Source organism: Stenotrophomonas sp. STEN054, from assembly GCF_056854535.1.
This window is the reverse complement of record NZ_JBXFWG010000015.1, coordinates 57,808-79,447: the sequence shown is the minus strand read 5'-3', so window position 1 is coordinate 79,447 and position 21,640 is coordinate 57,808. Positions and strand designations below refer to the sequence as shown.

The 21,640-nt window shown below is 68.4% G+C and carries 20 protein-coding genes; 6 read left to right on the top strand and 14 right to left on the bottom strand.

The window, feature by feature from the left end:
- Nucleotides 1–112: 112 nt before the first annotated feature.
- Entirely contained in the window at nucleotides 113–550 is a 438-nt protein-coding gene (locus AC1VXD_RS08315) for a DUF3806 domain-containing protein (protein ID WP_482991669.1), read from the top strand.
- A gap of 44 nt (nucleotides 551–594) precedes the next feature.
- Here AC1VXD_RS08315 and AC1VXD_RS08310 read toward each other — a convergent pair whose 3' ends face one another.
- Nucleotides 595–1,755 carry an amidohydrolase family protein gene (locus AC1VXD_RS08310; protein ID WP_482991668.1) on the bottom strand — a complete coding sequence of 387 codons (1,161 nt, stop codon included), beginning with the start codon at nucleotides 1,753–1,755 and terminating at the stop codon, nucleotides 595–597.
- Nucleotides 1,756–1,940: 185 nt separating this feature from the next.
- Between AC1VXD_RS08310 and AC1VXD_RS08305 the strand changes: the two genes are divergently transcribed.
- The gene (locus tag AC1VXD_RS08305; protein ID WP_482991667.1) at nucleotides 1,941–2,582 is read left to right on the top strand and encodes a hypothetical protein; all 642 of its coding nucleotides are present in this window, start codon (nucleotides 1,941–1,943) and stop codon (nucleotides 2,580–2,582) included.
- Nucleotides 2,583–2,615: 33 nt separating this feature from the next.
- On the opposite strand, the gene AC1VXD_RS08300 is transcribed toward AC1VXD_RS08305, so the two are convergent.
- Entirely contained in the window at nucleotides 2,616–2,915 is a 300-nt protein-coding gene (locus tag AC1VXD_RS08300) for a hypothetical protein (protein ID WP_482991666.1), read from the bottom strand.
- A 102-nt stretch (nucleotides 2,916–3,017) separates the two neighbouring features.
- Between AC1VXD_RS08300 and AC1VXD_RS08295 the strand changes: the two genes are divergently transcribed.
- Complete coding sequence (locus tag AC1VXD_RS08295) at nucleotides 3,018–3,629, top strand: GNAT family N-acetyltransferase (RefSeq protein ID WP_482991665.1); 612 nt, start codon at nucleotides 3,018–3,020, stop codon at nucleotides 3,627–3,629.
- On the opposite strand, the gene AC1VXD_RS08290 is transcribed toward AC1VXD_RS08295, so the two are convergent.
- Both AC1VXD_RS08290 and AC1VXD_RS08285 read right to left on the bottom strand, forming a co-directional pair.
- A complete protein-coding gene (locus tag AC1VXD_RS08290) occupies nucleotides 3,626–4,402 on the bottom strand; it encodes a CDP-diacylglycerol diphosphatase (protein WP_482991664.1) in 777 nt (258 codons plus the stop codon). The genes AC1VXD_RS08295 and AC1VXD_RS08290 overlap by 4 nt on opposite strands.
- Before the next feature lie 69 nt (nucleotides 4,403–4,471).
- Nucleotides 4,472–5,143, bottom strand: a complete 672-nt coding sequence (locus AC1VXD_RS08285) for a decarboxylase (protein ID WP_482991663.1) — start codon at nucleotides 5,141–5,143, stop codon at nucleotides 4,472–4,474.
- A gap of 167 nt (nucleotides 5,144–5,310) precedes the next feature.
- On the opposite strand from AC1VXD_RS08285, the gene AC1VXD_RS08280 reads away from it, so the two are divergent.
- Nucleotides 5,311–5,607 (top strand): I78 family peptidase inhibitor, encoded by a 297-nt coding sequence (locus tag AC1VXD_RS08280; protein WP_150454110.1) that lies wholly within the window; start codon nucleotides 5,311–5,313, stop codon nucleotides 5,605–5,607.
- 326 nt (nucleotides 5,608–5,933) lie between these two features.
- On the opposite strand, the gene AC1VXD_RS08275 is transcribed toward AC1VXD_RS08280, so the two are convergent.
- The 6 genes from AC1VXD_RS08275 to AC1VXD_RS08250 form a co-directional block, all read right to left on the bottom strand.
- Nucleotides 5,934–6,818, bottom strand: a complete 885-nt coding sequence (locus tag AC1VXD_RS08275; RefSeq protein ID WP_482991662.1) for a hypothetical protein — start codon at nucleotides 6,816–6,818, stop codon at nucleotides 5,934–5,936.
- A 46-nt stretch (nucleotides 6,819–6,864) separates the two neighbouring features.
- Nucleotides 6,865–8,571 (bottom strand): D-lactate dehydrogenase, encoded by a 1,707-nt coding sequence (dld, locus tag AC1VXD_RS08270; protein ID WP_482991661.1) that lies wholly within the window; start codon nucleotides 8,569–8,571, stop codon nucleotides 6,865–6,867.
- Nucleotides 8,568–9,707, bottom strand: coding sequence for an FMN-dependent L-lactate dehydrogenase LldD (gene lldD / locus AC1VXD_RS08265; protein WP_482991660.1), 1,140 nt, complete (start codon nucleotides 9,705–9,707; stop codon nucleotides 8,568–8,570). The genes dld and lldD overlap by 4 nt, the downstream gene beginning before the upstream one ends.
- Before the next feature lie 18 nt (nucleotides 9,708–9,725).
- A complete protein-coding gene (gene lldR, locus AC1VXD_RS08260; RefSeq protein WP_482991659.1) occupies nucleotides 9,726–10,490 on the bottom strand; it encodes a transcriptional regulator LldR in 765 nt (254 codons plus the stop codon).
- Nucleotides 10,491–10,682: 192 nt separating this feature from the next.
- Nucleotides 10,683–11,132 carry an MgtC/SapB family protein gene (locus AC1VXD_RS08255; protein WP_116864444.1) on the bottom strand — a complete coding sequence of 150 codons (450 nt, stop codon included), beginning with the start codon at nucleotides 11,130–11,132 and terminating at the stop codon, nucleotides 10,683–10,685.
- Nucleotides 11,133–11,236: 104 nt separating this feature from the next.
- Nucleotides 11,237–11,995: an SDR family NAD(P)-dependent oxidoreductase gene (locus tag AC1VXD_RS08250; protein WP_482991658.1), complete on the bottom strand. Its 759-nt coding sequence runs from the start codon at nucleotides 11,993–11,995 to the stop codon at nucleotides 11,237–11,239.
- A gap of 203 nt (nucleotides 11,996–12,198) precedes the next feature.
- On the opposite strand from AC1VXD_RS08250, the gene AC1VXD_RS08245 reads away from it, so the two are divergent.
- Nucleotides 12,199–13,290 (top strand): alkene reductase, encoded by a 1,092-nt coding sequence (locus AC1VXD_RS08245; RefSeq protein ID WP_482991657.1) that lies wholly within the window; start codon nucleotides 12,199–12,201, stop codon nucleotides 13,288–13,290.
- Nucleotides 13,291–13,553: 263 nt separating this feature from the next.
- Here the strand turns inward: AC1VXD_RS08245 and AC1VXD_RS08240 are convergent, their stop codons facing one another.
- The 3 genes from AC1VXD_RS08240 to AC1VXD_RS08230 all read right to left on the bottom strand — a co-directional run bounded on the left by AC1VXD_RS08240 (nucleotide 13,554) and on the right by AC1VXD_RS08230 (nucleotide 17,450).
- Nucleotides 13,554–15,464 (bottom strand): CocE/NonD family hydrolase, encoded by a 1,911-nt coding sequence (locus AC1VXD_RS08240; protein WP_482991656.1) that lies wholly within the window; start codon nucleotides 15,462–15,464, stop codon nucleotides 13,554–13,556.
- A 241-nt stretch (nucleotides 15,465–15,705) separates the two neighbouring features.
- Complete coding sequence (locus AC1VXD_RS08235) at nucleotides 15,706–16,092, bottom strand: DUF4440 domain-containing protein (protein ID WP_482991655.1); 387 nt, start codon at nucleotides 16,090–16,092, stop codon at nucleotides 15,706–15,708.
- Nucleotides 16,092–17,450, bottom strand: coding sequence for an MFS transporter (locus AC1VXD_RS08230; RefSeq protein WP_482991654.1), 1,359 nt, complete (start codon nucleotides 17,448–17,450; stop codon nucleotides 16,092–16,094). Before AC1VXD_RS08230 ends, AC1VXD_RS08235 begins: the two co-directional genes overlap by 1 nt.
- Before the next feature lie 105 nt (nucleotides 17,451–17,555).
- Here AC1VXD_RS08230 and AC1VXD_RS08225 point away from each other — a divergent pair, with 105 nt between their 5' ends.
- Complete coding sequence (locus tag AC1VXD_RS08225) at nucleotides 17,556–18,464, top strand: LysR family transcriptional regulator (RefSeq protein WP_482991653.1); 909 nt, start codon at nucleotides 17,556–17,558, stop codon at nucleotides 18,462–18,464.
- Nucleotides 18,465–18,590: 126 nt separating this feature from the next.
- Here the strand turns inward: AC1VXD_RS08225 and AC1VXD_RS08220 are convergent, their stop codons facing one another.
- On the bottom strand, nucleotides 18,591–21,386 hold the full coding sequence (locus tag AC1VXD_RS08220; RefSeq protein ID WP_482991652.1) for a beta-glucosidase family protein: 2,796 nt from the start codon (nucleotides 21,384–21,386) through the stop codon (nucleotides 18,591–18,593).
- Nucleotides 21,387–21,640 lie beyond the last annotated feature (254 nt).

The following is a 21,640-nucleotide window of genomic DNA, read 5'->3' as shown; positions in this document are numbered from 1 at the left end:
GAGCAATCAGAGTTCGCGCATCAAACATCGATATCTGATCAATCCTGCCGCGCCAGGGCGTCCCATCGCCGGCTACAGTGCCCATTGTTTCCGTGCTCCACGGCGCGTTGCCATGCCCTACGAGATCCCCACCCGCTTCGACCCCCTGCCTGCTGCCCTGCAGACCCATCTGAAGAACCAGCGGTCGTTGATCGCCGCGCGCGTGGCGGCCGGTTTCCCCGGCCTGCCGGTGCAATGGCCACTGCCAGCCAGCACGCTGCAGCGTGTGGTCGACGCCGAGCTGATCGACCGTGACGACGGCGACGGTTGGGAAGCACTCGGCGTGGCGTTCGGCGACACCCTGGCCCAGCGCGTGCCAGGCCTGGCGTGGATGCAGGTCACCGACGCCTGGGGCATCGACGCGGTGCTGCGCTATGCCGACAGCAGCCTGCAGATCGGTGCCAGTAACCTGCTGCTCAAGCGCGTCGAGCAGGGCGAGGTGATCGACATTGCCCACCTGCTGGCGGGGCTGGAGGAATTCGTCGCGACCCGCGCCGATGATTACGTGTGAACCACGCACCGGATTCGATCGCATCATCCACGCATGGCGGGGATCTACTGCCAGCGGCCGTCCACCACCACGCGGCGTTGCACTGGCACTGCAGCCACGGCCGCCGGGCCGTGGTCGGCACGCACCGCCACGAAGGTGGCCGCAAAGCCCTCCGCAAGCCCGTACTTCGGTAGCCCGATCACCTGTGCGGCATAGGTGGTCACCATCTCCAGCGCCAACATCAGATCCGCATCCGTGTAGAACCCCGAGCGGTAACCCAGCAACATCGCACGCTGCAGCAGGTCGCCATTGCCATACGGCCACCAGCAGTCGCGGATGTTGTCGTTGCCCGCGAACACCCGCACTCCCGCATTGTGCAGCGCCCGCAGCGGCGGGAACGGGTGGTCGCCCGGCGCGTTGCTCATGATCGCCACGCCGGCAGCGGCCAATGCCTCGCCCACCTGCAGCGCGCGCGCCAGCGGCACCTCGCCCAGGGCATACGCGTGGCTGACCGCCACCCTGCCCTGCAACCCGGCCGCCCGCGTCCGCGCGGCAATGCGCAGCAGCTGGGCCAGGCCGGTTTCACCCGGCTCATGCAGGTGGATGTCCAGGCGCACGCCATAACGTTCGGCCAGGCCGAACAGCAGGGCCAGCTGCCCTTCGGCGTCGCCATCCAACGTGGTCGGGTCGATGCCGCCCAGCACCTCCACGCCCTCGGCCAGGGCCTGTTCCAGCACCGCGGCCGTGCCCGCGCAGGACATCACGCCCGCCTGGGGAAACGCCACCAGCTGGATCTGCATGATGTCCGCACAGCGTTGCGCGGCCTCGCGTACCGCCTCCAGGTGGCGCAGGCCGGTGCTGGCGTCGATATCCACGTGGCAGCGCATGGCCACGGTGCCGAACCTGCTGCACTGGCGGATCAGCGCTTCAGCGCGGTCCACCATCGGTGCGGCCCCGGCGACGGCGGTCTTTTCCACCGCCAGGCGCTCGCGCAGGCTGGCCACCGGTTGATGCGGATGCCAGCGGTCACCGACGAAGCTCTTGTCCAGGTGGATATGGCCATCGACCAGTCCGGGCAGCAAGGTGAAGCCCTGCAGGTCGATGATCCTGGCACCTTCGGCCGGGGCCGCCGTGCGGTTGAGCCCCTCGAAACGGCCGTCGCGGATATGGAAATGCACCGGCGCACCATCGCGATCGACGCCGCCCTGGACGAACTGCAGGGTCATGGGGGGAACTCCCGTAAAGCCATCAAGGGGCCCATCATGCGCCGCCCCCCCGGCATCGGCCAACGAAATATCTGCAGGTCTCGTATTCGCCAGCGCAATGAATGGCCACCGGTGCCGACGTGATCGGCACGCCCGGTGCACGCCTGAACGGGTACCATAGACACCTGTTTCCGCTGTGATGCCGCATGGGCCCGTCCGACCGCCACGATCGTCTCCGCCGCTGGCAGGCCGCATCCCTGCTGGCCGCCGCCCCGATCGCCAGCCTGTCCGCCGCCGATGCCGGTGCCACCGCGCCGCTGCAGGCGCCGCCCGGACAGCAGCGCGTCGCGCCCGCCGCCTTGGTCGAACAGCTGCACCAGCGCGTGCTGGCCGGCCCCAGTGCGACCGGTACGCTGGAAAGCTGGTGCGCCGAGCACGGCCTGGCCGAACAGGCCCGCGTGCGCGCCGTGCGCGTGCGTGGCCAGGACAAGGCGGCACCGGCCGACGTGCTGAAGGCGCTCGGCGCGCACGCCGATACGCCGCTGCGCTACCGTCGTGTGCAACTGGTCTGCGGCAGCCGCGTGCTCTCAGAAGCCGACAACTGGTACCTGCCGGGCCGCCTCAGCACGGCGATGAACCAGGTGCTGGACAGCAGCGACGAACCGTTCGGCCGCGTGGTCGGCCCGCTCGGCTTCCAGCGCCAGACCCTCGCCGACCAGACGTTCTGGCCACCGCGTGGCGAAGGCGACCATGGCGTCATCCTGGAAGTACGTGCCCTGCTGCGCGACCGCCAGCAACAGGCCTTCAGCTACGTCATCGAGTCGTACAGCGTGCAGGCGCTGCCTTGACGGCGAGCGTGCGGTAGTCGAGCAGGCTCGGCGCTACTGGCTGATGCCGTTGGCAGTGGGATCGATCGAGAACACGAACCGCCCCGAGGACGGCGCGTTTCCCAGCGGATGCTCGGCCGTCATCAACGCGTAATGCGGTGCGCCGCGGTCCTTGCCGAACAATGCAACCCAGTCACGGAATCCACCTTGGCTGCGGCTGCGCACCTCGCCCATGCACAGCGTGTAGCCACACGTCAGCGAGGCCAGCGCCACGTCCTCGCCCAGCGCACGGGTCGCCGCGGCCCGGTACAACCGGGTCAGATCCTGCGCATCCGGACTTGGCGACGCAGCCACAGCACCTTCATTTCTGAACGGCCCCGGACCATCGCGCAGTACGCTCCGCATTTTGCAACAAATTTCATGGGCATCGCCCGGCGCAGACGCGATCGTGGCCGGATGTGCATCGAACCGAACCCTGCCTCCCCTCCTGCCCTGCACCCGGTACTGCGCCGCCACCTGCTGCTGCTGGGCCATGGCTCCATCAACCTGCGCTCGCTGCAGCGCACCGACCTGCCAGCCTGGCGCACGCTGTGCGGGCAGCGCCGTAACCGCTGCAACCTGAACTGCCGCAGCGAGGCTGAGGTACAGCTGTTCATCGGCATCCAGCGCTCGCGCCTGCAGGAGGACAATGATCGCCTGCTGCTGGGCGTATTTGACCAGCCCAGCCATACCCTGATCGACCAGCTGACCGTGCGCCTGCAGTCCGCGCGCGATCGGAGCGCCGAGCTGCAGCGCTTCTGCCAGGCCGACTGGACCGATGCGCAACGCTTCGCCGACACGCTGCAGGCGCTGTGCCCGTTCCTGTTCGAACAGGTCGGGCTGCACCGCGTCTATGTGATGCTTCCGCCCGACGACAGCGCCGGGCTTGCGGACGTGCTGCGCGCCGCCGGCTTCGAGAACGAAGGCCTGCTGCGCGACCACCACCTGGGCCTCGGCGGCTGGGAAGACCGCAGCCTGCATGCGCTGACCGCGCCGACCTGGCGCCGCCAGCACCCCGCGCGGGGCTAGCGCACCCGCTCCAGCACGGAACCGGCGCCGGTCAACACACTGCAGGCGTGGTCCTGCAGCTCCTCGGCACTGGCGTCGTTCCCGGTGGCGGTGTCGAGCCGGGTCGCCAGCAGCACGAACCCGGGCGCGCCGTTCGCATCGCGGTGACCGGCCACCAGCAGGCTCCAGTTGCCGACGTCGGCCGGGCCGCTCAGGTCGAAGGCCAGCAGGTTCAGCGGGTTGGCGGTCAGCTCCGCGCCCGGCAGCACGCGCGCCTGGTATGGGTGGCCACGCAGCGGCACCGGCAGCGGCGCCCACTGCGGACCCAGCGCCACACGCTGCGCGTCCAGCACCTGCACCACGTCGGCACGCAGGCAGTCCACGTGGATGTGCAGCTGGTGCTGCGAGCGACCATGCGGCGAGTTCAACGCCAGGCTGGCCACTTCGCGCGGCAGCGGCTGGCCAAGCGCCTGCTGGGTGTGCGATCGCGCCTGCCATGCGGCGGCAAAGTAGTTCGGCACGCCCTTGCGGTACAGGCCGGGGCTTTCAATGCCGCTGACCTTGTCCAGCGGCATCAGCAGGAACTGGTAATTCCCATGCGAATCCTTGACCAGTACATCGCGGCGGTCGGCGCCGGGCTGCACCTGCAGGCAGGCACCTCGCGGGCCATCGCCCCCTTCGCAGTCACGCTCGATCAGGCGCCACAGTGCATCGGAATGCACCGGCGGCGGCGGCGCGCTGGCACAGGCAGCCAGGGTGGTCAGGGACAACAGCAGCAGGGGACGCAGGGACACGGTGGAAACTCACGTAAACAGGGCACGACAGGCAGCGCCGCACGCCTATTGTAGAGGGCCACTCCGCGCTCAGTACGTCCCGAACGGCACTTCCACGACCTTCGCCGGTCCATGGCCGGGGGCCTGCAGGATGTAGCGGTCCAGCGCACCATCGTCATCGGCAAAGGGCTGGCGCTGGAACTGCAGCCGGTACGGCACCTCGCCCAGGCGCACCGTGGTCGCCTCGGCGTCCAGCGCGGCCGCTTCCGGCAGCAGCAGGCCGCCCAGGTCGCTGTAGGTACCGGCAACGTCGGCGAAGGTGTAGTCGGCCAGCTCATCCACCCGCTGCATCGCATAGACATGCGGCACATAGGGGCGGGACGGGCTGCGCACGTTGCCGAGGTCATCCACCCCGGCCTGTGCAAGATGGTACTGCTCGCGCAGCGCGGCCACGCCCAGTGACGGACTGGCCACCTGCAGGCAGCACACCGCGCGGCGGCCTTCGCGATCAAGTATGACGAAGCGGTCACCGCGGGTCGCTTCCTGCGGCAGCATGCCGAACGCCAGATTGCGCTGCGCGGGCTCATGGCCGGCCTCGGTCTGCAGGTTGCGCCAGCCACCGAACACAGGGGCAGCATCGGCGGTTGCGGCCGCCACTGCCGGATCAATGGCCGCGGCGTTGACCGTCGCGGCTGCCAGCAGCAACGACAGCACCGCCGTCGAGGTCAGCCAGCCCTGTCCGTGCGCCTCGCCTGACTTCATACCCTGTTCCGCACCTGCGCCGGAATGGCCCGACCTGCCCGACGGCGCGATGCCGTACGTTCGCGCACTATGCATCGGCGGTCGGCCAGCGGCAATGATCTGGTCGCTGCCGGGGCCGCGGCAGACAGTGCTATGGTGCGGCCATTCCCCTGCAATGGAGCGCCCACATGACTGCCCACCGCCTGTTCCTGCTGCTTCCTGCCACTGCACTGCTGCTGTCGGCCTGCGTCAGCACGCCCGGCCCGCAGGTCAAGGGAAGCGGCCGCTGCGATGCCAGCACCCTGGGCTGGGCCGTCGGCCAGCCGGGCAACGAAGAGAACATGCGCCGCCTGTCCCGTGAAAGCGGCGCCGGCCTGGTCAACCCGATCGGACCGACCACCATCACCACCAAGGACATCCGCCCGGACCGCCTGCGCGTGTACGTGGACAAGAACAACGTCATCACCGCCGCACGCTGCGAGTGACCCGACTGTAGAGCCGAGCCATGCTCGGCTGCTCTTCGCTTCCTGTAGAGCCGAGCCGTGCTCGGCTGCTCTTCGCTTCCTGTAGAGCCGAGCCATGCTCGGCTGCTCTTCGCTTCCTGTAGAGCCGAGCCATGCTCGGCTGCTCTTCGCTTCCTGTAGAGCCGAGCCATACTCGGCTGCTCCTCGCTTCCTGTAGAGCCGAGCCATGCTCGGCTGCTCCTCGCTCCCTGTAGAGCCGAGCCATGCTCGGCTGCTCCTGGCACAAGCAGTCGAGCATGGCTCGGCTCTACAAAAGGCACTGTCGAGCAAGCTCGACTCCACCGCGCTCAGGGCTCGGTATAGCCCGCGCAGTCCGGCAGTGCCTGATCCGGCTGGTAAACACCATCACTGAAGCGGAACGTGCGCACATACGTGCACGCCGGGTCCTGCTCGGTGCGCAGGTCCTTCTTGGTCAGCGGGCCCTTGGCCAGCGAATCCTCGTTGCGTGACACACCGGCCGGGAAGCGCGTGGCCACGGTCTGGTAGCGCAGCACCGGCATCGCCGTGGCGGTGGAATCCAGCGAGAGCCTGGCCGAGAACCCGTAACTGTCATGGCAGGCGCCAGCGCGCTGCTTCATGTCCTGCTCGCTGAAGCAGGCACGGATCTCCGCATGTCCCGCCCAGGCCACACCGAGCACGTCATGATCGACCTGGATGCCGTCGTCCAGGTGCCGCACCCGTGCCAGCTGCAGGCGCGACGCATCGGCACCGCCGCCGGAATACATGTTGCTGACCTTGCTGATGCCGCCGACCAGCACGCTCTGTCGTGCCCGCTGCTGCGGATCGGCCACGGCCTGGTCGGCACCCACGCCTCGTGCCAGCCGCACGATCCATGGCCACAGTGACAGCTCACCTTCGGACGGCACGTCCATCGTCACGTGCCACGACTGCGGCTGGCCGGTGCCCTGTGCACGTTCGGTCACCACCAGCGTGGTGGATGCCTCACCTTCGGTGTCGCTGGGCTGCAGGGCCACGCACCAGGCACGGTCGGCCGTGCAGTTCTGCAGGCGGTCCCCGCCATCCTCGCCGGGCAACAGCACCTGGCCCAGCGGCTCCATCACATTCCCTGCGGCATCGCGCTGCTGCGGCAGGATCGAGCCCTGCGCAGATGCCAGTGCCGGCGTGGACAGCAGCAGCGCAAGCCACGCGGCTCGCGAAATCATCGTGTGCATCGTCATTCCTGCGCTCCGGCGCATCCCTGCGGAATACCGATGATAGTCATCGCCCGCTGCAATCACAGCCGCCCCACCCCAGCGCCTTGGAGGTGTAGCCGATACCGGGATTGAACGTGTTGCTCGGATCCAGCTGCCGATAGAAGGCGGCCAGCGCCGGCTTGGCCGGGTACAGGTGGCCGACGTTGTGTTCGGCCGGGTACTCGGCGCCACGCTGGTCCAGCAGCGCCCACATCGCATGTTCGATGGCTATCGGGTCTTCGCCTCTGCGCGCGATGTAATCCTGGTGGAACACATGGCAGAGGAAGTGCCCATAGTACAGCTTGTGTAGCAGGCGCCCATCGATGTCGGCGGGCAACGCCTCGAACCAGTCCGCATCGTCGCGACGCAGGGCGATGTCCAGCGCCACGATGTCCTGTACCTGCGCGCGATGCACCTCGCGGTAGCGCACCGCCGCACCGGCCACGGCGAAACGATGCAGGAAGGCCTTGCGTCCCTCCTCGGCGCTGCAGCGGAAGAAACTGCCTTCATGGTTGGCAAAGCACTCACGCAGCCAGCGCTCGGTCTCCGCGGCATCCTGTGCCGATACCTTCAGCAGCAGGTGATGTTCATACCGTTGGCGGAACTCGCCCATGCGCGGCGGCAGGTGCGACGGCAACAGGCCGGTCAGCGCCTGCATCACCCGGTCGGTCATCCCGTGCAGGCCCAGCCGCTCGAACCAGCCATCCACCCGGCTCTTCAACGCGAATGCCGCCGGCACGCGCGCCGTGCCGAGGCTATCGATCAGCAGGAAGGTGTCCTTGCCGTAGCGCTCGCCGATGTCGTACGCATCGCGGTGGATGTACTCGCCGGCAATCGGCAGGCGCTCGAAGCCAGTCAGCAGCTGGCGGCGGATGGCGGTGAGCGTGGCGGTGCGGTTGCTGCCGATGTAGAACACCTCGGCGGCTTCCTTCTCGAACGTATCCAGGCGCACGGCGAACACCGCCAGTTTGCCAGCCGAACCGGAGGCTTCGAAATGGCGACTGGGATCGGCGTTGAAGCGTGCGGGCGTATCTGCATCGATACGTCGCACATCCTCGGCATAGTGCGCATCAGAGGCAGCGCGGCCACCGCCATCGCCGACGTCGGCGGGGCGGTAGTCGCCCGCCTGCAGGCGCTGCAGGATCTGCTCAGGCGTATCGCCGAGCGCAATGCCCAAGTGATTGACCAGCTGCAGCTGGCCCTGCGCGTCGACCTGCGCGAACAGTGCCAGCTCGGTATAGGCCGGGCCACGGCGCACCAGCGCACCGCCGGAGTTGTTGCAGATGCCGCCCAGCACCGAGGCACCGATGCAGGATGAGCCGATCACCGAATGCGGCTCGCGCCCCAGCGGTGCCAGCGCCTGCTCCAGCCGATCCAGCGTCGCCCCGGGCAGGCACAGCACCTGGCGGCCCTCGTTCAACAGCTGGATGCCGGTCAGGCGCAGCGTACTGACCAGTACGATCGGCCGATCGTAGTCGCCGCCATCGGGGGTGGAACCGCCGGTCAGACCGGTGTTGGCCGCCTGCAGGATGATCGCCGCCCCACCCTGCACCGCCGCCTGCAGCACCCGCCAGAGTTCCAGCAGTGTGCCCGGGCGCACCACGGCCAGCACCGGACCTTCACCGAACCGATAGCCGCGGCGGAAGCGCCGGGTCGCCCTGTCACCGGTCAGCACATGCTGGCTGCCGACGGCCGTGCGCAGCTGTGCCAGCACGTTCGCGTGGTCGCTCATGGCAGGCTGACCAGCGAGTCGCGGCCGATGTCGGCGATGCAGCGCGCACCGGTCAGCGTCATCGCCACCCGCATTTCCCTGGCAACCAGGTCCAGCAGGTTGGCCACACCGGCCTCACCCTGTGCGGCCAGCGCATAGACGAAGGCGCGACCCAGCAGCACCGTGTCGGCACCCAGCGCCAGCATGCGCACCACGTCCAGGCCGTTGCGGATGCCCGAATCGGCGAGAATCTTCAGGTCACCCTGCACCGCATCGGCAATGGCCGGCAGTGCGCGTGCGGTGGACAGCACGCCATCCAGCTGGCGGCCACCGTGGTTGGAGACCACGATGCCATCGGCGCCGAACTTCACCGCATCGCGCGCGTCGTCGGGGTCGAGGATGCCCTTGATCACCATCGGGCCCTTCCAGAACTCGCGGATCCATTCCAGATCCTTCCACGAAATGGACGGATCGAAGTTGCTGCCCAGCCAGCCGATGTAGTCCGCCAGCCCCGTCGGGTTGCCGCGGTAGGCGGAAATGTTGCCGAGGTCGTACGGGCGCCCGAGCAGACCCACGTCCCACGCCCAGCGCGGATGGGTGATGGCCTGGCCGACGCGGCGCAGCGAGGCGTTCGGACCGCTCATGCCCGAATGCGCGTCACGATAGCGCGCGCCGGGCACCGGCATGTCCACGGTGAACACCAGGGTGGTCACGCCGGACGCCTGCGCACGCTCCAGCGCGTTGCGCATGAAACCGCGGTCGCGCAGCACGTACAGCTGGAACCACATCGGCCGCTGGATGGCCGGCGCCACTTCCTCGATCGGGCACACCGAGACGGTCGACAGGGTGAACGGAATGCCGCAGCTGTCGGCCGCACGCGCGGCCTGCACCTCGCCACGCCGGGCGTACATGCCGGTCAGGCCGACCGGTGCGAGCGCCACCGGCATCGCCAGCGTCTCGCCGAACAGTTCGGTTTCCAGACTGAGGTCGGACATGTTGCGCAGGATGCGCTGGCGCAGCGCGATGTCGGACAGGTCGGACACGTTGCGCTTCAGCGTGTGCTCGGCATACGCGCCGCCATCGATGTAGTGGAACAGGAACGGTGGCAGTCGACGCTCGGCGGCGGCACGATAATCGGTGGAAGCGGAAATGATCATGGAGTCAACCGGACGTCATCAGCCATGTGGGGAAGGGAGACGCGAGGCCCGCGCACGCCGGGCTTCGTTGTCATCGAGCGTGCGCAGCGTGGTGTGCACGAACTCAAGGTGGGCGTGGGCCGCGGCGCGCGCGCGTTCGGGATCGCCCGCCAGCACCGCATCCATCATCTCGCGATGCTGGTCGGACAGCGGCGAGAAGGTTGCTGCCGAGGTGTAGAGCTTCTCGCGGCTCTGCGAGATGTTGGTCTGCAGCAGCTCGAACAGGCCGCGCATCACCTGCAGCAGCACCAGGTTATGCGAGGCCTCGGCGATGGATAGATGGAAGGCCGCATCGGCAGCGGCCTCGCCGGCCGGGTCATTCCTGCCGTGCGCGTCCATCATGGTCTGGAAGGCCCGGCTGATCCGCGCGCGGTCTTCGTCGGTGGCACGCAGTGCGGCATGCCACGCCGTGGCACCTTCCAGCGCGTGGCGGATTTCCAGCACATCGAAGCGGTATTCCGGATCGCCCCGGAACACCGGCAGGTAGGGGGCCAGGGGTTCCTGCAGCGCCTGCCGGGCGAGTGCCGCCGGGTCGGCCACGTAGGTGCCGCCGCCGACGCGCGCGGTCAGCAGCCCCTGGCTGGCCAGCTGCGCGATGGCCTCGCGCAGCGCGGTGCGCGAGACGCCCAGCTCCAGAGCCAGGGTGCGCTCGGCCGGCAGCCGGTCGCCGGGCCGCAGCTGTTGTTCCTGCACCATCAGGCGCAGCTGCGCGGCCACCTTGTCGGAGACACGCGGCGAGGTCATGGCGTCCACCTTGCGATGAACGCGCATTGGTATGACCATTCGCGGTATGGGATCCACTGGCGATTCAAGGCGTCTGCCAAATCAGGAGCAAGTCGCCATTAGAGCACAGGTTCGCCGTTTATCTGGTCTGACCATTTGCCCGGAGATGGGTCGGATCCCCGCAGGGGTTCTGACTCCCTCCTCTCGATCCGTTCAGAGCTTCCTCTCAACCCGCCGGATCACCGCCAGCACCAGCACGCAGAGAACGCTCACCCCGATGGCGATCACGTACTTGCCGATGCCCACGGCAATGCCGATGGCCGCAGCCATTACCAGCGAACTCGCCGTGGTCAATCCGCTGACCTGGTCTTCGCGGTTGCCGCGCAGGATGGTGCCGGCGGCCACGAAACCAACGCAGGCCACCACTGCCTCGATCAGGCGCACCGGATCGACCTGCAGCAGGTCGCGGTAGCGCTCCTGCTGGAAATGTTCGGCCACCGAATCACCGAGGCCGACGATCAGCGCCGCCGCACCGGCAATCAGCATGTGCGTGCGCAGGCCTGCGGCGTGCTTGCCCATCTCACGTTCGACGCCGAGCACGCCGCCGAACAGCATCGCCGCGGCCACGCGCAGCAGGATCGATACATCCTGGGTGAGTTCCATCAGCAGACTCCGGCAGTTTCTCCGGAGGGTCGCGCGAGGGGCGTGGCACCCTGGTGAAGATGCCACCGCTGCCGGTTCGCCAGGCAGCGCCGGGCGTCAGCGCATCACTGCGCCAGATAGCCACCGTCGATCGCGTAGTAGGTTCCGGTCGCGAACGAGGCGTCATCACTGGCCAGCCAGGCCACCAGCGCCGCCACTTCCTCCGGCGTGCCCAGGCGCTTGAGCGCATGGCGCCCTTCCAGCGTCGCGCGCACCTTGGCATCCATCCTCTCCAGCAGCGGGGTGGCGATGAAGCCCGGGCCGACCGCATTGATGCGGATGCCATCGCCGGCGTGCTCCCACGCGGCGGTCTGGGTCAGACCCACTACGCCGTGCTTGGCCGCCGCGTAGGCGGTGGAACCGGCATAGCCCACTTGGCCCAGGATCGAGGCCATGTTGATGATGCTGCCGCCCTTGCCCGCCGCGCGCATCGCCTGGATCTGCGCACGCTGGCAGAGAAACACGCTGGTCAGGTTCACATCGACCACGCGCTTCCAGCCATCGACCGGATAGTCGCCACTGCTCGCAGCCGGGCCGCCGATGCCGGCGTTGTTCACCGCGACGTTGATGCCACCCAGCTCCTTCACAGTGCGCTGCACCGCTGCCTCCACCGCCGCTTCATCGGTCACGTCCAGAGCGATGCCGATGGCCTGCACGCCCTTGGCCTTCAGGCTCTGAACGGTGGCATCCACCGCGTCCTGTTTCAGGTCCCACACCGAGAGGCTGGCACCGGATGCAGCAAGCAGTTCCGCCACGGCCAGGCCGATGCCGGACACACCGCCGGTCACGATCGCGGTCTTGCCCTTGAGCTGGTAGTCGATCATCTGTGTTCTCCAGGTGTTGGTCATCGTTGCGGGGCGCGCCCGCTTGGCCGCGCCCGCTTGGCAAGGACGTTACGCCCCGGCGTGTTACGGACGTGCCATCGCCGACGCGGCATACCACGCCGTCTGTGCAACGTTCCTTCTCATCGCTGCAACGCGTTCGCGCCTATCCTCCAAGCCACACCTCTCCCCCAGTGGAACCTTCGATGAGTCCTGCCGCCGATCTGCTGTTCACGCCCACCCACCTTGGCGACATCGCCGTGGCCAACCGCATCGCCATGGCGCCGCTGACGCGCAACCGTGCGCTGCCCGACCGCGTGCCCTCGCCCCTGGCGATTACCTACTATCAACAGCGCGCCAGCGCCGGCCTGATCATTGCCGAGGCAACGCAGATCAGCCCGCTCGGCCAGGGCTACCTGGACACCCCCGGCATCTACAGCGACGCACAGGTGGCGGGATGGAAGCCGGTAACCGATGCGGTGCACGCCGCCGGTGGCCGCATCGTGCTGCAGCTCTGGCACGTCGGCCGCATCTCCCACACCAGCCTGCTGCCGGAAGGCGAAGTGCCGGTGGCACCGAGCGCGATCCAGGCCAAGGGCAAGACCTTCACCGCCAACGGCTTCGAGGATGTGTCCGCGCCACGCGCGTTGGAGATCGAGGAAATCCCGGCGCTGATCGAGGACTTCCGCATCGCTGCCCGCAACGCGATTGCTGCCGGCTTCGATGGCGTGGAAGTGCACGCCGCCAATGGCTACCTGATCGACCAGTTCCTGCGCGACGGCAGCAACCATCGCAGCGATGCCTACGGTGGCAGCATCGAGAACCGTACGCGCCTGCTGTTTGAAGTGGTCAGCGCGGTGGCTGAAGCCATCGGCCCGGCCCGCACAGGTGTGCGCCTGTCGCCGGTCACGCCGGTCAACGATGCGCACGACAGCAATCCGCAGCCGCTGTTTAACCGCGCGGTGGAGCGCCTGGACACGATCGAGGGCCTGGCCTTCATCCATGTCATCGAAGGGGCCACTGGCGGCGACCGTGACAACCTCGCCTTCGACTACGCCGGCCTGCGTGCGCGCTTCCACGGTGCGTGGATTGCCAACAACGGCTACGACGCCGCGCGTGCCGAGCAGGCCGTTGCAAGCGGCTACGCGGACATGGTTGCGTTCGGGCGTCCCTTCATCGCCAACCCCGATCTGGTGGCGCGCCTGCGCAGTGGCGCCGCGCTGGCCGACCTCGACCCCAACACCCTCTATGGTGGCGGCAAACACGGCTACACCGACTATCCCGCACTGGGCGCGTAATCCCGTGTCATGGCGCCATGGCGCCATGGCTCCTGCTCTGGTAGGTGTCGACCCTGGTCGACACGCTCTCGCATGACATGCCGGCCAGCGGCCGGCACTACCCGCCGGGCATGACCCGGCGCTACCGGTATCGCGCGCCCCCGCTCCGGCAGGTGTCGACCTTGGTCGACACGCTCTCGCATGACATGCCGGCCAGTGGCCGGCACTACCGCCGGGCATGGCCCGGCGCTACCGGATGGTCCCGCCCGGCGCGCCCGTCGACCTCAATACACCGGCAGATCGATGTAACTGGCCTGTGCGGCGCTGTGCCAGACCCGCTGCGTGGCCTTCCGGTAATCCTCCGGCTTGGCCAGGTAGATGTTCGGCACGTAGGTCTGCGGGTTGCGGTCGTACAGCGGGAACAGGCTGGACTGCACCTGCACCATCACCCGGTGCCCCTTCTGGAACACGTGGTTGGCATTGGGCAGGTCGAAGCGGTACGGCTGCACCTGGTTGGCCACCAGCGCCTTGGGCTCGCTGAAGCTCTCGCGGTAACGCCCACGAAAGATCGCCAGCGAGACCGGCAGCTCATAGCCGCCCATCTCCGGCGACGAGGCATCCTGGTCCGGGTAGACGTCAATCAGCTTCACCACCCAGTCGCTGTCGGTGCCGCTGGTCGATGCCTGCAGGTGCACCGCTGGCGCGCCACCGATCCGCAGCGGTTCGCTCAGCGGCTCGGTGATGAACGTCAGCACGTCCGGGCGGCCATCGACGAAGCGCTGGTCCTTCACCAGCCAGGTGGTCCACATGTCACGGTCGCCGAAGCGCACCGGACGCGGCACGAACGGCACCGGTTTGGCCGGGTCGGACACGTATTCCTCGAAGTCACTCTCGCCCGCGGCCGGCGCCTGGAAGGCCAGCTTGCCACCGGCACGCAGGTACAGCGGCTTGCTGGCCGCGGCGCACTCCTTCTGGCAGCTCCGCGGCCAGCCCTGCAGGCGGTCCCAATGGTTTTCGCCGGTGTTGTAGATCAGCACCGGCGGCGTGTCGGCCTTGGGCGCGCCGTCCACCAGGTACTGGTCGAAGAACGGCTTGAGCACGTCGCGGCGGAACTGCAGCGCGGTATCGCCATCGAACTTCAGCGCGCCCAGCGAGTCACCGGTGTAATTCACCTGGCTGTGCCGCCACGGGCCCATCACCAGGTAATTGAGATTGTTGCCGGTGTCGCGCCCCTCCATCGCCTGGTAGGCATGGTTGGCGCCCCACATGTCTTCCTGGTCCCACAGGCCCTGCAGCCACATGGTCGGCACTTTCAGCGGCGTCTTCGCCATCACCGCATCCAGCGCCTGGCCCTGCCAGAAGGCATCGTAGGACGGGTGCTGCACCAGCTTCTTCCACCAGGTCAGCTGGTCCACGCCGGTGAAACGCGCATAGTCGCCAGCCGAACCGATACGCAGGAAGGTGCTGTAGTCGTCGTAGCCGAGGCTGGGCAGCGGCGTGCCCTTGCCGCGCTTCTCGGTCTGCATCGCGAAGTAGTTGAAGTTGACCTGGCGGAACGCGCCGTAGTTGAGCCAGTCGTCACCCATCCAGCCATCGACCATCGGGCTTTGCGGTGCGGCAACCTTCAGCGCCGGATGCGGGTCGGTCAAGGCCATCACCACGGTGAAGCCCTCATACGACGAACCCAGCATGCCGACCTTGCCGTTGGTCTCCGGCACGTGCTTGACCAGCCAGTCGATGGTGTCCCACGCATCGGTGGAATGGTCGACCTTGGTGTTGTTCAGCGGACCGCGCAGCGGTCGGGTCATCACGTAATCGCCTTCGGAACCGTACTTGCCGCGGATGTCCTGGAACACGCGGATGTAGCCGCCATCGACGAATACTTCATCGCCCTGCGGCAGCAGGTCGCGCATGCGCGGCGAATCGGTGCGGCTGGCGCGGCCGGCGGCGTCGTAGGGCGTGCGGGTCAGCAGGATCGGCGCGTTGTGCGCGCCCTTGGGCACCACGATGACGGTGTACAGCCGGGTGCCATCGCGCATCGGCACCATCACCACGCGCTTGTCGTAGTCACGGCCGACATCAGGGGCCACGAAGGGCTTGCCGCTGATGTCCGGGGTCATCGGCGGGGTATCGGCGGCCAGCACGATGCTGGACAGGCCAAGGGCGATCGCTACAGCAACGGCACGCACACGCATGGAAACCCCTCCCGACAGGAAAGTCCCAAGCCTACTCCTGCCCTGCCCGGTGAAGTGTGTGCAGGCTTTGCGTTCTGCGCTCTTTGCGGGCAGGACTGATGGCACATGTACCGTGGGGCGTTACAGCGCCCGGCGGGCATGGCCCGGCGCGACCGACGCACGGCCCACAAGGGGCGGCGTCCCATGTCCGGTGGATCCGATCCGCGCCCGAGGTAGCGCCGGGCCAGGCCCGGCGGATCCGTCAGCCCGATTGAACCTCATGCAGCGCCAACCAGCGCCAACGCCCCTGCTCCTGCCGCAGCACCGCCAGCGACTCCCTCCACGCGACCGCCCCATCGCCTACCGCATGCCCCTCGCGATAGCGCAGCACCGCCAGCGGTGATGGCGCATCGATCACCTGCACGGCGTCCACGGCGATGCGCAGGCCCGGGCGAGCACCATGCCCACCCACGAACAAGGCCTGCACCGCCTGCCGATCCAGCCGCCGCCCGGCAATGCCGACCATGCTGAAGTCCGCGCAGAAATGCGCCATCAGATCGTCGAGTGCGTCTGCGCCCATCTCGGCGCGGAACCAGGCTTGAAGCTTGTCGTGCAGTTCGTGGATTTCATGTTCGGCTGTTTGTTGCATCAGGCATGCTCCGGTTGCGCAAGTGTCAGGGGCTGCAAGCGGCGCAACAGCACCATCGGCAGCAGGGTAAGCAAAGCGGCCAGGCCCAGCGCCACATCGGTGGCCCGCGCCGGCAGCCACTGCATGGCCAGCGCCAGCAGCAGCGCGATGGCGGCGGTGCCAAGACAGAAGCTGAGCTGCCGGTTGAGATTCCACAGCGCGCTGGCGTCACCCAGCGCCTCAGCCTCCACACCGTGGAAGGCCAGCGTCTGCGCAGTGCTGCTGCACAGGCTGCCGCCCGCCCCCATCAGCGCGAACAGCAGTGCCGCCAGCGCGAACGAAGGCTGCGGCAGCAGGGCCATCAGCAGCAGACCCGACGCCTGCAACACCATACCGACGCGCAGTACCGCGCCCGGCCCGAAGCGCGCCAGCAGGCGACGGCTGCCGGTGATGGCCAGCGCCGAGGCCAGCGCCCACGGCAGCATCAGCGCACCGATGCGAGCGGCGCTGTAACCGGCCTGGTGCAGCTGCAACGTGCTGGCCAGCTGGCTGCCAATGAACACGCCTGGCACGGCCAGATAGACCAGCATCGCCAGCCGCAGCCCGCGATGGGACAGCAGCGACCAGCGCAGCAGCGGCTGTGCCTGCCGGCGCGCGTGGCGCAGGTGGGCGGTCGCCAGCACCAGCGCCAGCAGCAACAGCATCGCGCCGGCAATCCGGTGGCCGGGCTCGCCCAGCCAGGTCAGTGCCAGCAGCAGCACGCCCAGCGCGCTCATCGCCGTGGCCAGCGCATAGGCCTGCAGGCGCGGCGCACTGCGTTCACCATCGGCCGGCATCCAGGCCAGCACCAGGCCCATCGCCGCCAGTGCCAGCGGCAGGCTGGCCCACAGCACGCCGCGCCAGGACAGCCACTGCACCAGCAGGCCACCCAGCGCCGGTGCCAGTGCCGGCACCAGCAGCGCCACCAGCAGGATGCGGCGGGTCAGCGCGCCGCGCTGGCCAGGGCTGCACTGCCGGTAGGCCGCCGCCTGCGCGACCGGGATCAGCAGGCCACCGGCCAGGCCCTGCAGCAGCCGCCAGCCCAGCAGCCAGCCGATGCCCGGCGCTGCACCGGCCAAGGCCGCCGCCAGCGCGAACAGCAGCAGCGCCACCTGCAGCAGGCGGCGCTCGCCACAGCGCGCGGCCAGCCACGGTGCCAGCGGGATGACCACGCTCAGGCCCAGCATGTAGGCGGTACCGACCCAGGCCAACAGGCCGACATCCGCATGCAGCTCAGCCGCCAGCGCCGGGTAGGCCACCGTGGCAATGAACATGTTGACCAGGTCCAGGGCGAACACCAGCAGGAAGATCGCCTCATGGCGCAGGCGGGGGGACGGCATCGGCGGCGCTCCAGCGGGGAAGCGGCCAGCATGCCTTTTGATCGTTGTTGGAAAAACACGACAGCAGCTGCAACACTGTCAAATCTGTTTTGACAATGAATCGCCATGGTCAGCCTGGATCGCTTCGACATCTTCCGCGCCGTGGTCGACGCCGGCAGCCTCACTGCAGCCGCCGACCGCCTTGGTCTCAGCCGCGCGGTGGTCAGCTTCAACCTGAAGCGGCTGGAGCAGGAGCTGGGCGTGACCCTGCTGCTGCGCAGTACCCGCCACCTGGCCCTGACCGAGGCCGGCGAACAGTTCCTGCAGCATTGCGTGCAGGCCCTGGATGCGGCCCAGGCGGCCATCGATGCCGCGCGCCGCGACCAGCACCAGCTGCAGGGCACGCTGCGCCTGACCACCACGCCGGAGTACGCGCAGCTGCGGCTGATCCCGGCGCTGGAGGCATTCCGCGCGCGGCATCCGGCGCTGCAGCTGCATCTGTCCACTTCGCCGGCACCGGCCGACCTGATTCCCGAGCGCTTCGACCTGGCCATCCGCCTTGGCCGCCTGCCGGATTCAGGTCTGCACGCCAGCGAACTGGAGCGGCACCCGCTGTGCGCGGTGGCCGCCCCGTCGCTGCTGGCGCGCCTGCCCTCTGCCGATGCGGCCGATGACCCGGTACAGCTGGGCACCCTGCCCCGCCTCGGCTATCCGCGCTTGGCCGACGTGCCGGTGGTGGCGCCCGACGGCAGCGACGCGTTGTTTGCCACCAATCCGGGCAATGCCGTGGTGCGCGTGGACGGCGCCAGCAGCCTGCGCGCCTTCGCCCTGGCCGGCACCGGGGTGACCGTGCTGCCGCGCTGGCTGATCGAGGACGACCTGGCCTTTGATCGCCTGCGGCCGGTGCTGCGCCAGCACCGCTTCCCGCAGCAGAGCGTCTACGCCGTCTACCCGCACAGCTCCCAGCCTTCGGCGAAGGTGCGGCAGCTGATTGATTTCCTGCGTGGGTGGTGCACCGGCACGCCTGGCGGATGATGGCGCCCGCCGGGGATGCCGTGACCGGGTAGCGCCGGACCATGCCCGGCGAGCGCAGCGGCAGCCCGCAAAAACAGAAACGGCCCCTTGCGGGGCCGTTTCTTCATGCATCAACAACCCGATGGATCAGCGCAGCACCTGCTCCACCAGCTGCACGTCCACGCTCTGCAGCGGCTCGGCGGCGTTGCGCGACAGCTGCACCTGGTAGGTGCCGCCGTCAATCTTCCACTGGCGTGCCTGCGCATCGTAGTGGGCCAGGGTCTTCGGCTCGGCGTCGATGCGGATGCGGCGCTGTTCGCCCGGCTGCAGCTGCACCTTGTCATAACCGATCAGGCGGATCGGCGTGGTGCTGCCGGCCGGCAGCTTCAGGTACAGCTGGGCCACGTCGGCACCAGCGCGCTTGCCGGTGTTGCGGATGTCCACGCTGGCGACCAGGCGCGAGCCTTCCACGCTCACCTTCAGGTTTTCATATGCGAACGAGGTATAGGACAGTCCGTGGCCGAACGCGAAGGTCGGGGTCAGGCCCTTGGCGGCCATCCACTTGTAGCCGACGTTGGCGCCTTCGATATCGAAATCGAACACGTCGCCGAACTCCTTCTTCGGCTTGAAGCCCAGGCCGTCGATGTGCGGGCGCGGCAGCTGCGATTCGTCCACCACCCAGGTCACCGGCAGGCGGCCGGACGGGTTGGCCTGGCCGGTCAGCAGCGCGGCGATGCCTTCACCACCGCGGATGCCCGGGTACCAGGCCTGCAGCATCGCCGGCACCTGCGCCAGCCACGGGGTACGCACCGGACCATTGGTTTCCAGCACCAGCACGGTCTTCGGGTTGGCCTTGGCCACCGCCGAGATCAGTGCGTCCTGGTTGTCGGGCAGCTGCATGTCCGGCAGGTCCACCGATTCGGCCGCCCACTGGGTGGCAAACACGATGGCCACGTCGGCCTGCGCGGCCGCCTTGGCCGCCGCGGCGGCGTTGGTGCCGTCCACATACTCGATGGTCGCGTCCGGGCGCGCTGCACGCAGCGATTCCAGCGGCGAGGACGGGTGGAAGATCACCGGGCCCGGCCAGGTGGTCGGCATCACGCCCGGCACCGCGTTGGTGCCCTTGGCGGTCACGCCCACCATCGACGAACCACCGCCACCGATCACGCCCTTGTCTGCATGCCCGCCGATGATGACGATGCGCTTCACGCTGTCGGCCAGCGGCAGCAGGTTGCCTTCATTGCGCAGCAGCACGCTGCCCTCTTCCACCGTGCGCTGGGCGACGGCGTAGCCGGCTTCGGCATCCACCTTCTGGTGCTGCGGCGGGTTGTCGAAGTTGCCATGCAGGAACATCGTGCGCAGGATGCGCGCCACCATGTCGTTCAGGCGCGCCTGCGGCACTACGCCGCCGTGCACGGCCAGGCGCAGCGGTTCGTCGAAGAACACCGCGGCGTCGAACACTTCACCGGCCGACTGCTGGTCCAGGCCGGCCAGCGCCGCCTTCGAACCACTGTGCACGCCGCCCCAGTCGGACATCACGAAACCGGGGAACTTCCATTCCTGCTTCAGCACCTGGTTCATCAGGTAGCCGTTCTCGCAGCCGTAGGTGCCGTTGATCTTGTTGTACGAGCACATCGCCACGCCCGGGCGACCGGCTTCCAGCGCGATCTCGAAGGCCAGCAGATCCGATTCGTGCATGGCCTGTTCGCCGATGCGCACGTCGTGGAAGTTGCGGCGGGTCTCCATGTCGTTCAGCGCGAAGTGCTTCATCGAGGAGATCACGTGCTGGCTCTGCACGCCCTGGATCAGCGCGCCGACCATCGAACCGGCCAGCAAGGGGTCTTCACCGGCGTACTCGAAGTTGCGGCCGTTGCGCGGGTCACGCTGCAGGTTGACGCTGCCCGACAGCAGGATGTTGAAGCGCTGCTGCCACGCCTCGCGGCCCATGGTCGCGCCGCCGGCGAAGGCCACTTCGCGGTTCCAGCTGGAGGCGGTGGACGGGCCGGACGGCATCGCGGTGGCGAAGTCGCCCGGACGGATGCCGCCCGGATTGGTCACGCCCACGCCGGCATCGGCCGACTGCTGCGCCGGAATGCCCAGGCGCGGCACCGCCGGCACGAAACCGGCCGAACCCACGGCGCCTTCCGGCAGCGGGCCACCGTCCTTGCCCAGCCCGAAGTAGCTGTGCAGCATCTGGAACTTCTCGTCCTCGGTCATCGCCTTCAGCAGGAGCGCAGCGCGCGCATCGGCGTTGAGGGTGGCATCCATCCACGGCTGCTCGCCGCCCTTGTCGGCCACGTAAGCCAGGGTCAGCAGGGTCGCGCGCAGGGCGCTGCCATCAATCTTGAACGGCGCGCTGCTGGCGGCCTGGAAGCCATCGCTGAAGTAGCTGGCATCAGCTTCCAGGGCCACGCGGGCCGGATCGAAACCGGCGGCCTTGGCCGATTCACCGGCCACCGCACCCAGCAGCACGGCCGGTGCGCCCAGGCGCGAACGGGTGACCAGGGCCGGCAGGCGCGCGGCGCCCGCGCCGGCATCGGTGTACACGGCCACGGTGTGGCGGCCATCGTCCAGGCGCAGGTAGTTCAGGCCCGGCTGGTCGGGGCCGGATTCAGCGGCGATCGGCAGGCGGGTGAGCACGGCCTGGCCCTGCTGGGTCTGGCCGTCATCCTTGCCGGCGGCGATGAAGCGGTATTTGTAGCCCAGGCCATCGGCCAGCAGCTGCAGCGGATCGACCTGGCCGATGCCGCGCTGCACCTGGCGCACGCTGACGGCGTCCACCTGCAGGGATTTCAGCTGGGCGGCCAGGGCGGGAATGGCATCGGCGGTCGGCGCCTGGTCCAGGGTCAGCACGGTGAAGGCGGCCGTGTCGGCCCAGGCCGGGGCGGCCAGCGCGGCAGACAGCGCAAGGGACAGGGCAAGCGGCTTTGTAAACGTTTTCATCGGCGGGCGTAATTCCGTTGCCAAGGCAATCGGTCCAGGGAAAGTGCCGCCGAAGGGTGCAGCGTTCATGCCGCGCGGGCGTTGCCAGGCAACACACCGCGGGCCAGGGGACGGACCGGTCTGCGCGCGGGACCCTCCTCCCGGCGTGACAACCTGCCTGCCCGGGCCGTCGAGCGGCCCATCCCATTAAGATTGGGCGAGGCTGTTGATGACTGTCAACAGGACCTAAGTCACAGGCCACCCCACGACCTTGG

What these genes read in the sequence shown, in the direction of transcription:
- AC1VXD_RS08220 (WP_482991652.1), bottom strand. Translation starts at nt 21,386, where the DNA reads ATGAAAACGTTTACAAAGCCGCTTGCCCTGTCCCTTGCGCTGTCTGCC.
- AC1VXD_RS08305 (WP_482991667.1), top strand. Translation starts at nt 1,941, where the DNA reads ATGGGCCCGTCCGACCGCCACGATCGTCTCCGCCGCTGGCAGGCCGCA.
- AC1VXD_RS08280 (WP_150454110.1), top strand. Translation starts at nt 5,311, where the DNA reads ATGACTGCCCACCGCCTGTTCCTGCTGCTTCCTGCCACTGCACTGCTG.
- dld (WP_482991661.1), bottom strand. Translation starts at nt 8,571, where the DNA reads ATGAGCGACCACGCGAACGTGCTGGCACAGCTGCGCACGGCCGTCGGC.
- AC1VXD_RS08230 (WP_482991654.1), bottom strand. Translation starts at nt 17,450, where the DNA reads ATGCCGTCCCCCCGCCTGCGCCATGAGGCGATCTTCCTGCTGGTGTTC.
- lldD (WP_482991660.1), bottom strand. Translation starts at nt 9,707, where the DNA reads ATGATCATTTCCGCTTCCACCGATTATCGTGCCGCCGCCGAGCGTCGA.
- AC1VXD_RS08285 (WP_482991663.1), bottom strand. Translation starts at nt 5,143, where the DNA reads ATGAAGTCAGGCGAGGCGCACGGACAGGGCTGGCTGACCTCGACGGCG.
- AC1VXD_RS08275 (WP_482991662.1), bottom strand. Translation starts at nt 6,818, where the DNA reads ATGCACACGATGATTTCGCGAGCCGCGTGGCTTGCGCTGCTGCTGTCC.
- AC1VXD_RS08310 (WP_482991668.1), bottom strand. Translation starts at nt 1,755, where the DNA reads ATGACCCTGCAGTTCGTCCAGGGCGGCGTCGATCGCGATGGTGCGCCG.
- AC1VXD_RS08295 (WP_482991665.1), top strand. Translation starts at nt 3,018, where the DNA reads ATGTGCATCGAACCGAACCCTGCCTCCCCTCCTGCCCTGCACCCGGTA.
- AC1VXD_RS08235 (WP_482991655.1), bottom strand. Translation starts at nt 16,092, where the DNA reads ATGCAACAAACAGCCGAACATGAAATCCACGAACTGCACGACAAGCTT.
- AC1VXD_RS08240 (WP_482991656.1), bottom strand. Translation starts at nt 15,464, where the DNA reads ATGCGTGTGCGTGCCGTTGCTGTAGCGATCGCCCTTGGCCTGTCCAGC.
- AC1VXD_RS08225 (WP_482991653.1), top strand. Translation starts at nt 17,556, where the DNA reads ATGGTCAGCCTGGATCGCTTCGACATCTTCCGCGCCGTGGTCGACGCC.
- AC1VXD_RS08250 (WP_482991658.1), bottom strand. Translation starts at nt 11,995, where the DNA reads ATGATCGACTACCAGCTCAAGGGCAAGACCGCGATCGTGACCGGCGGT.
- AC1VXD_RS08315 (WP_482991669.1), top strand. Translation starts at nt 113, where the DNA reads ATGCCCTACGAGATCCCCACCCGCTTCGACCCCCTGCCTGCTGCCCTG.
- lldR (WP_482991659.1), bottom strand. Translation starts at nt 10,490, where the DNA reads ATGACCTCGCCGCGTGTCTCCGACAAGGTGGCCGCGCAGCTGCGCCTG.
- AC1VXD_RS08245 (WP_482991657.1), top strand. Translation starts at nt 12,199, where the DNA reads ATGAGTCCTGCCGCCGATCTGCTGTTCACGCCCACCCACCTTGGCGAC.
- AC1VXD_RS08255 (WP_116864444.1), bottom strand. Translation starts at nt 11,132, where the DNA reads ATGGAACTCACCCAGGATGTATCGATCCTGCTGCGCGTGGCCGCGGCG.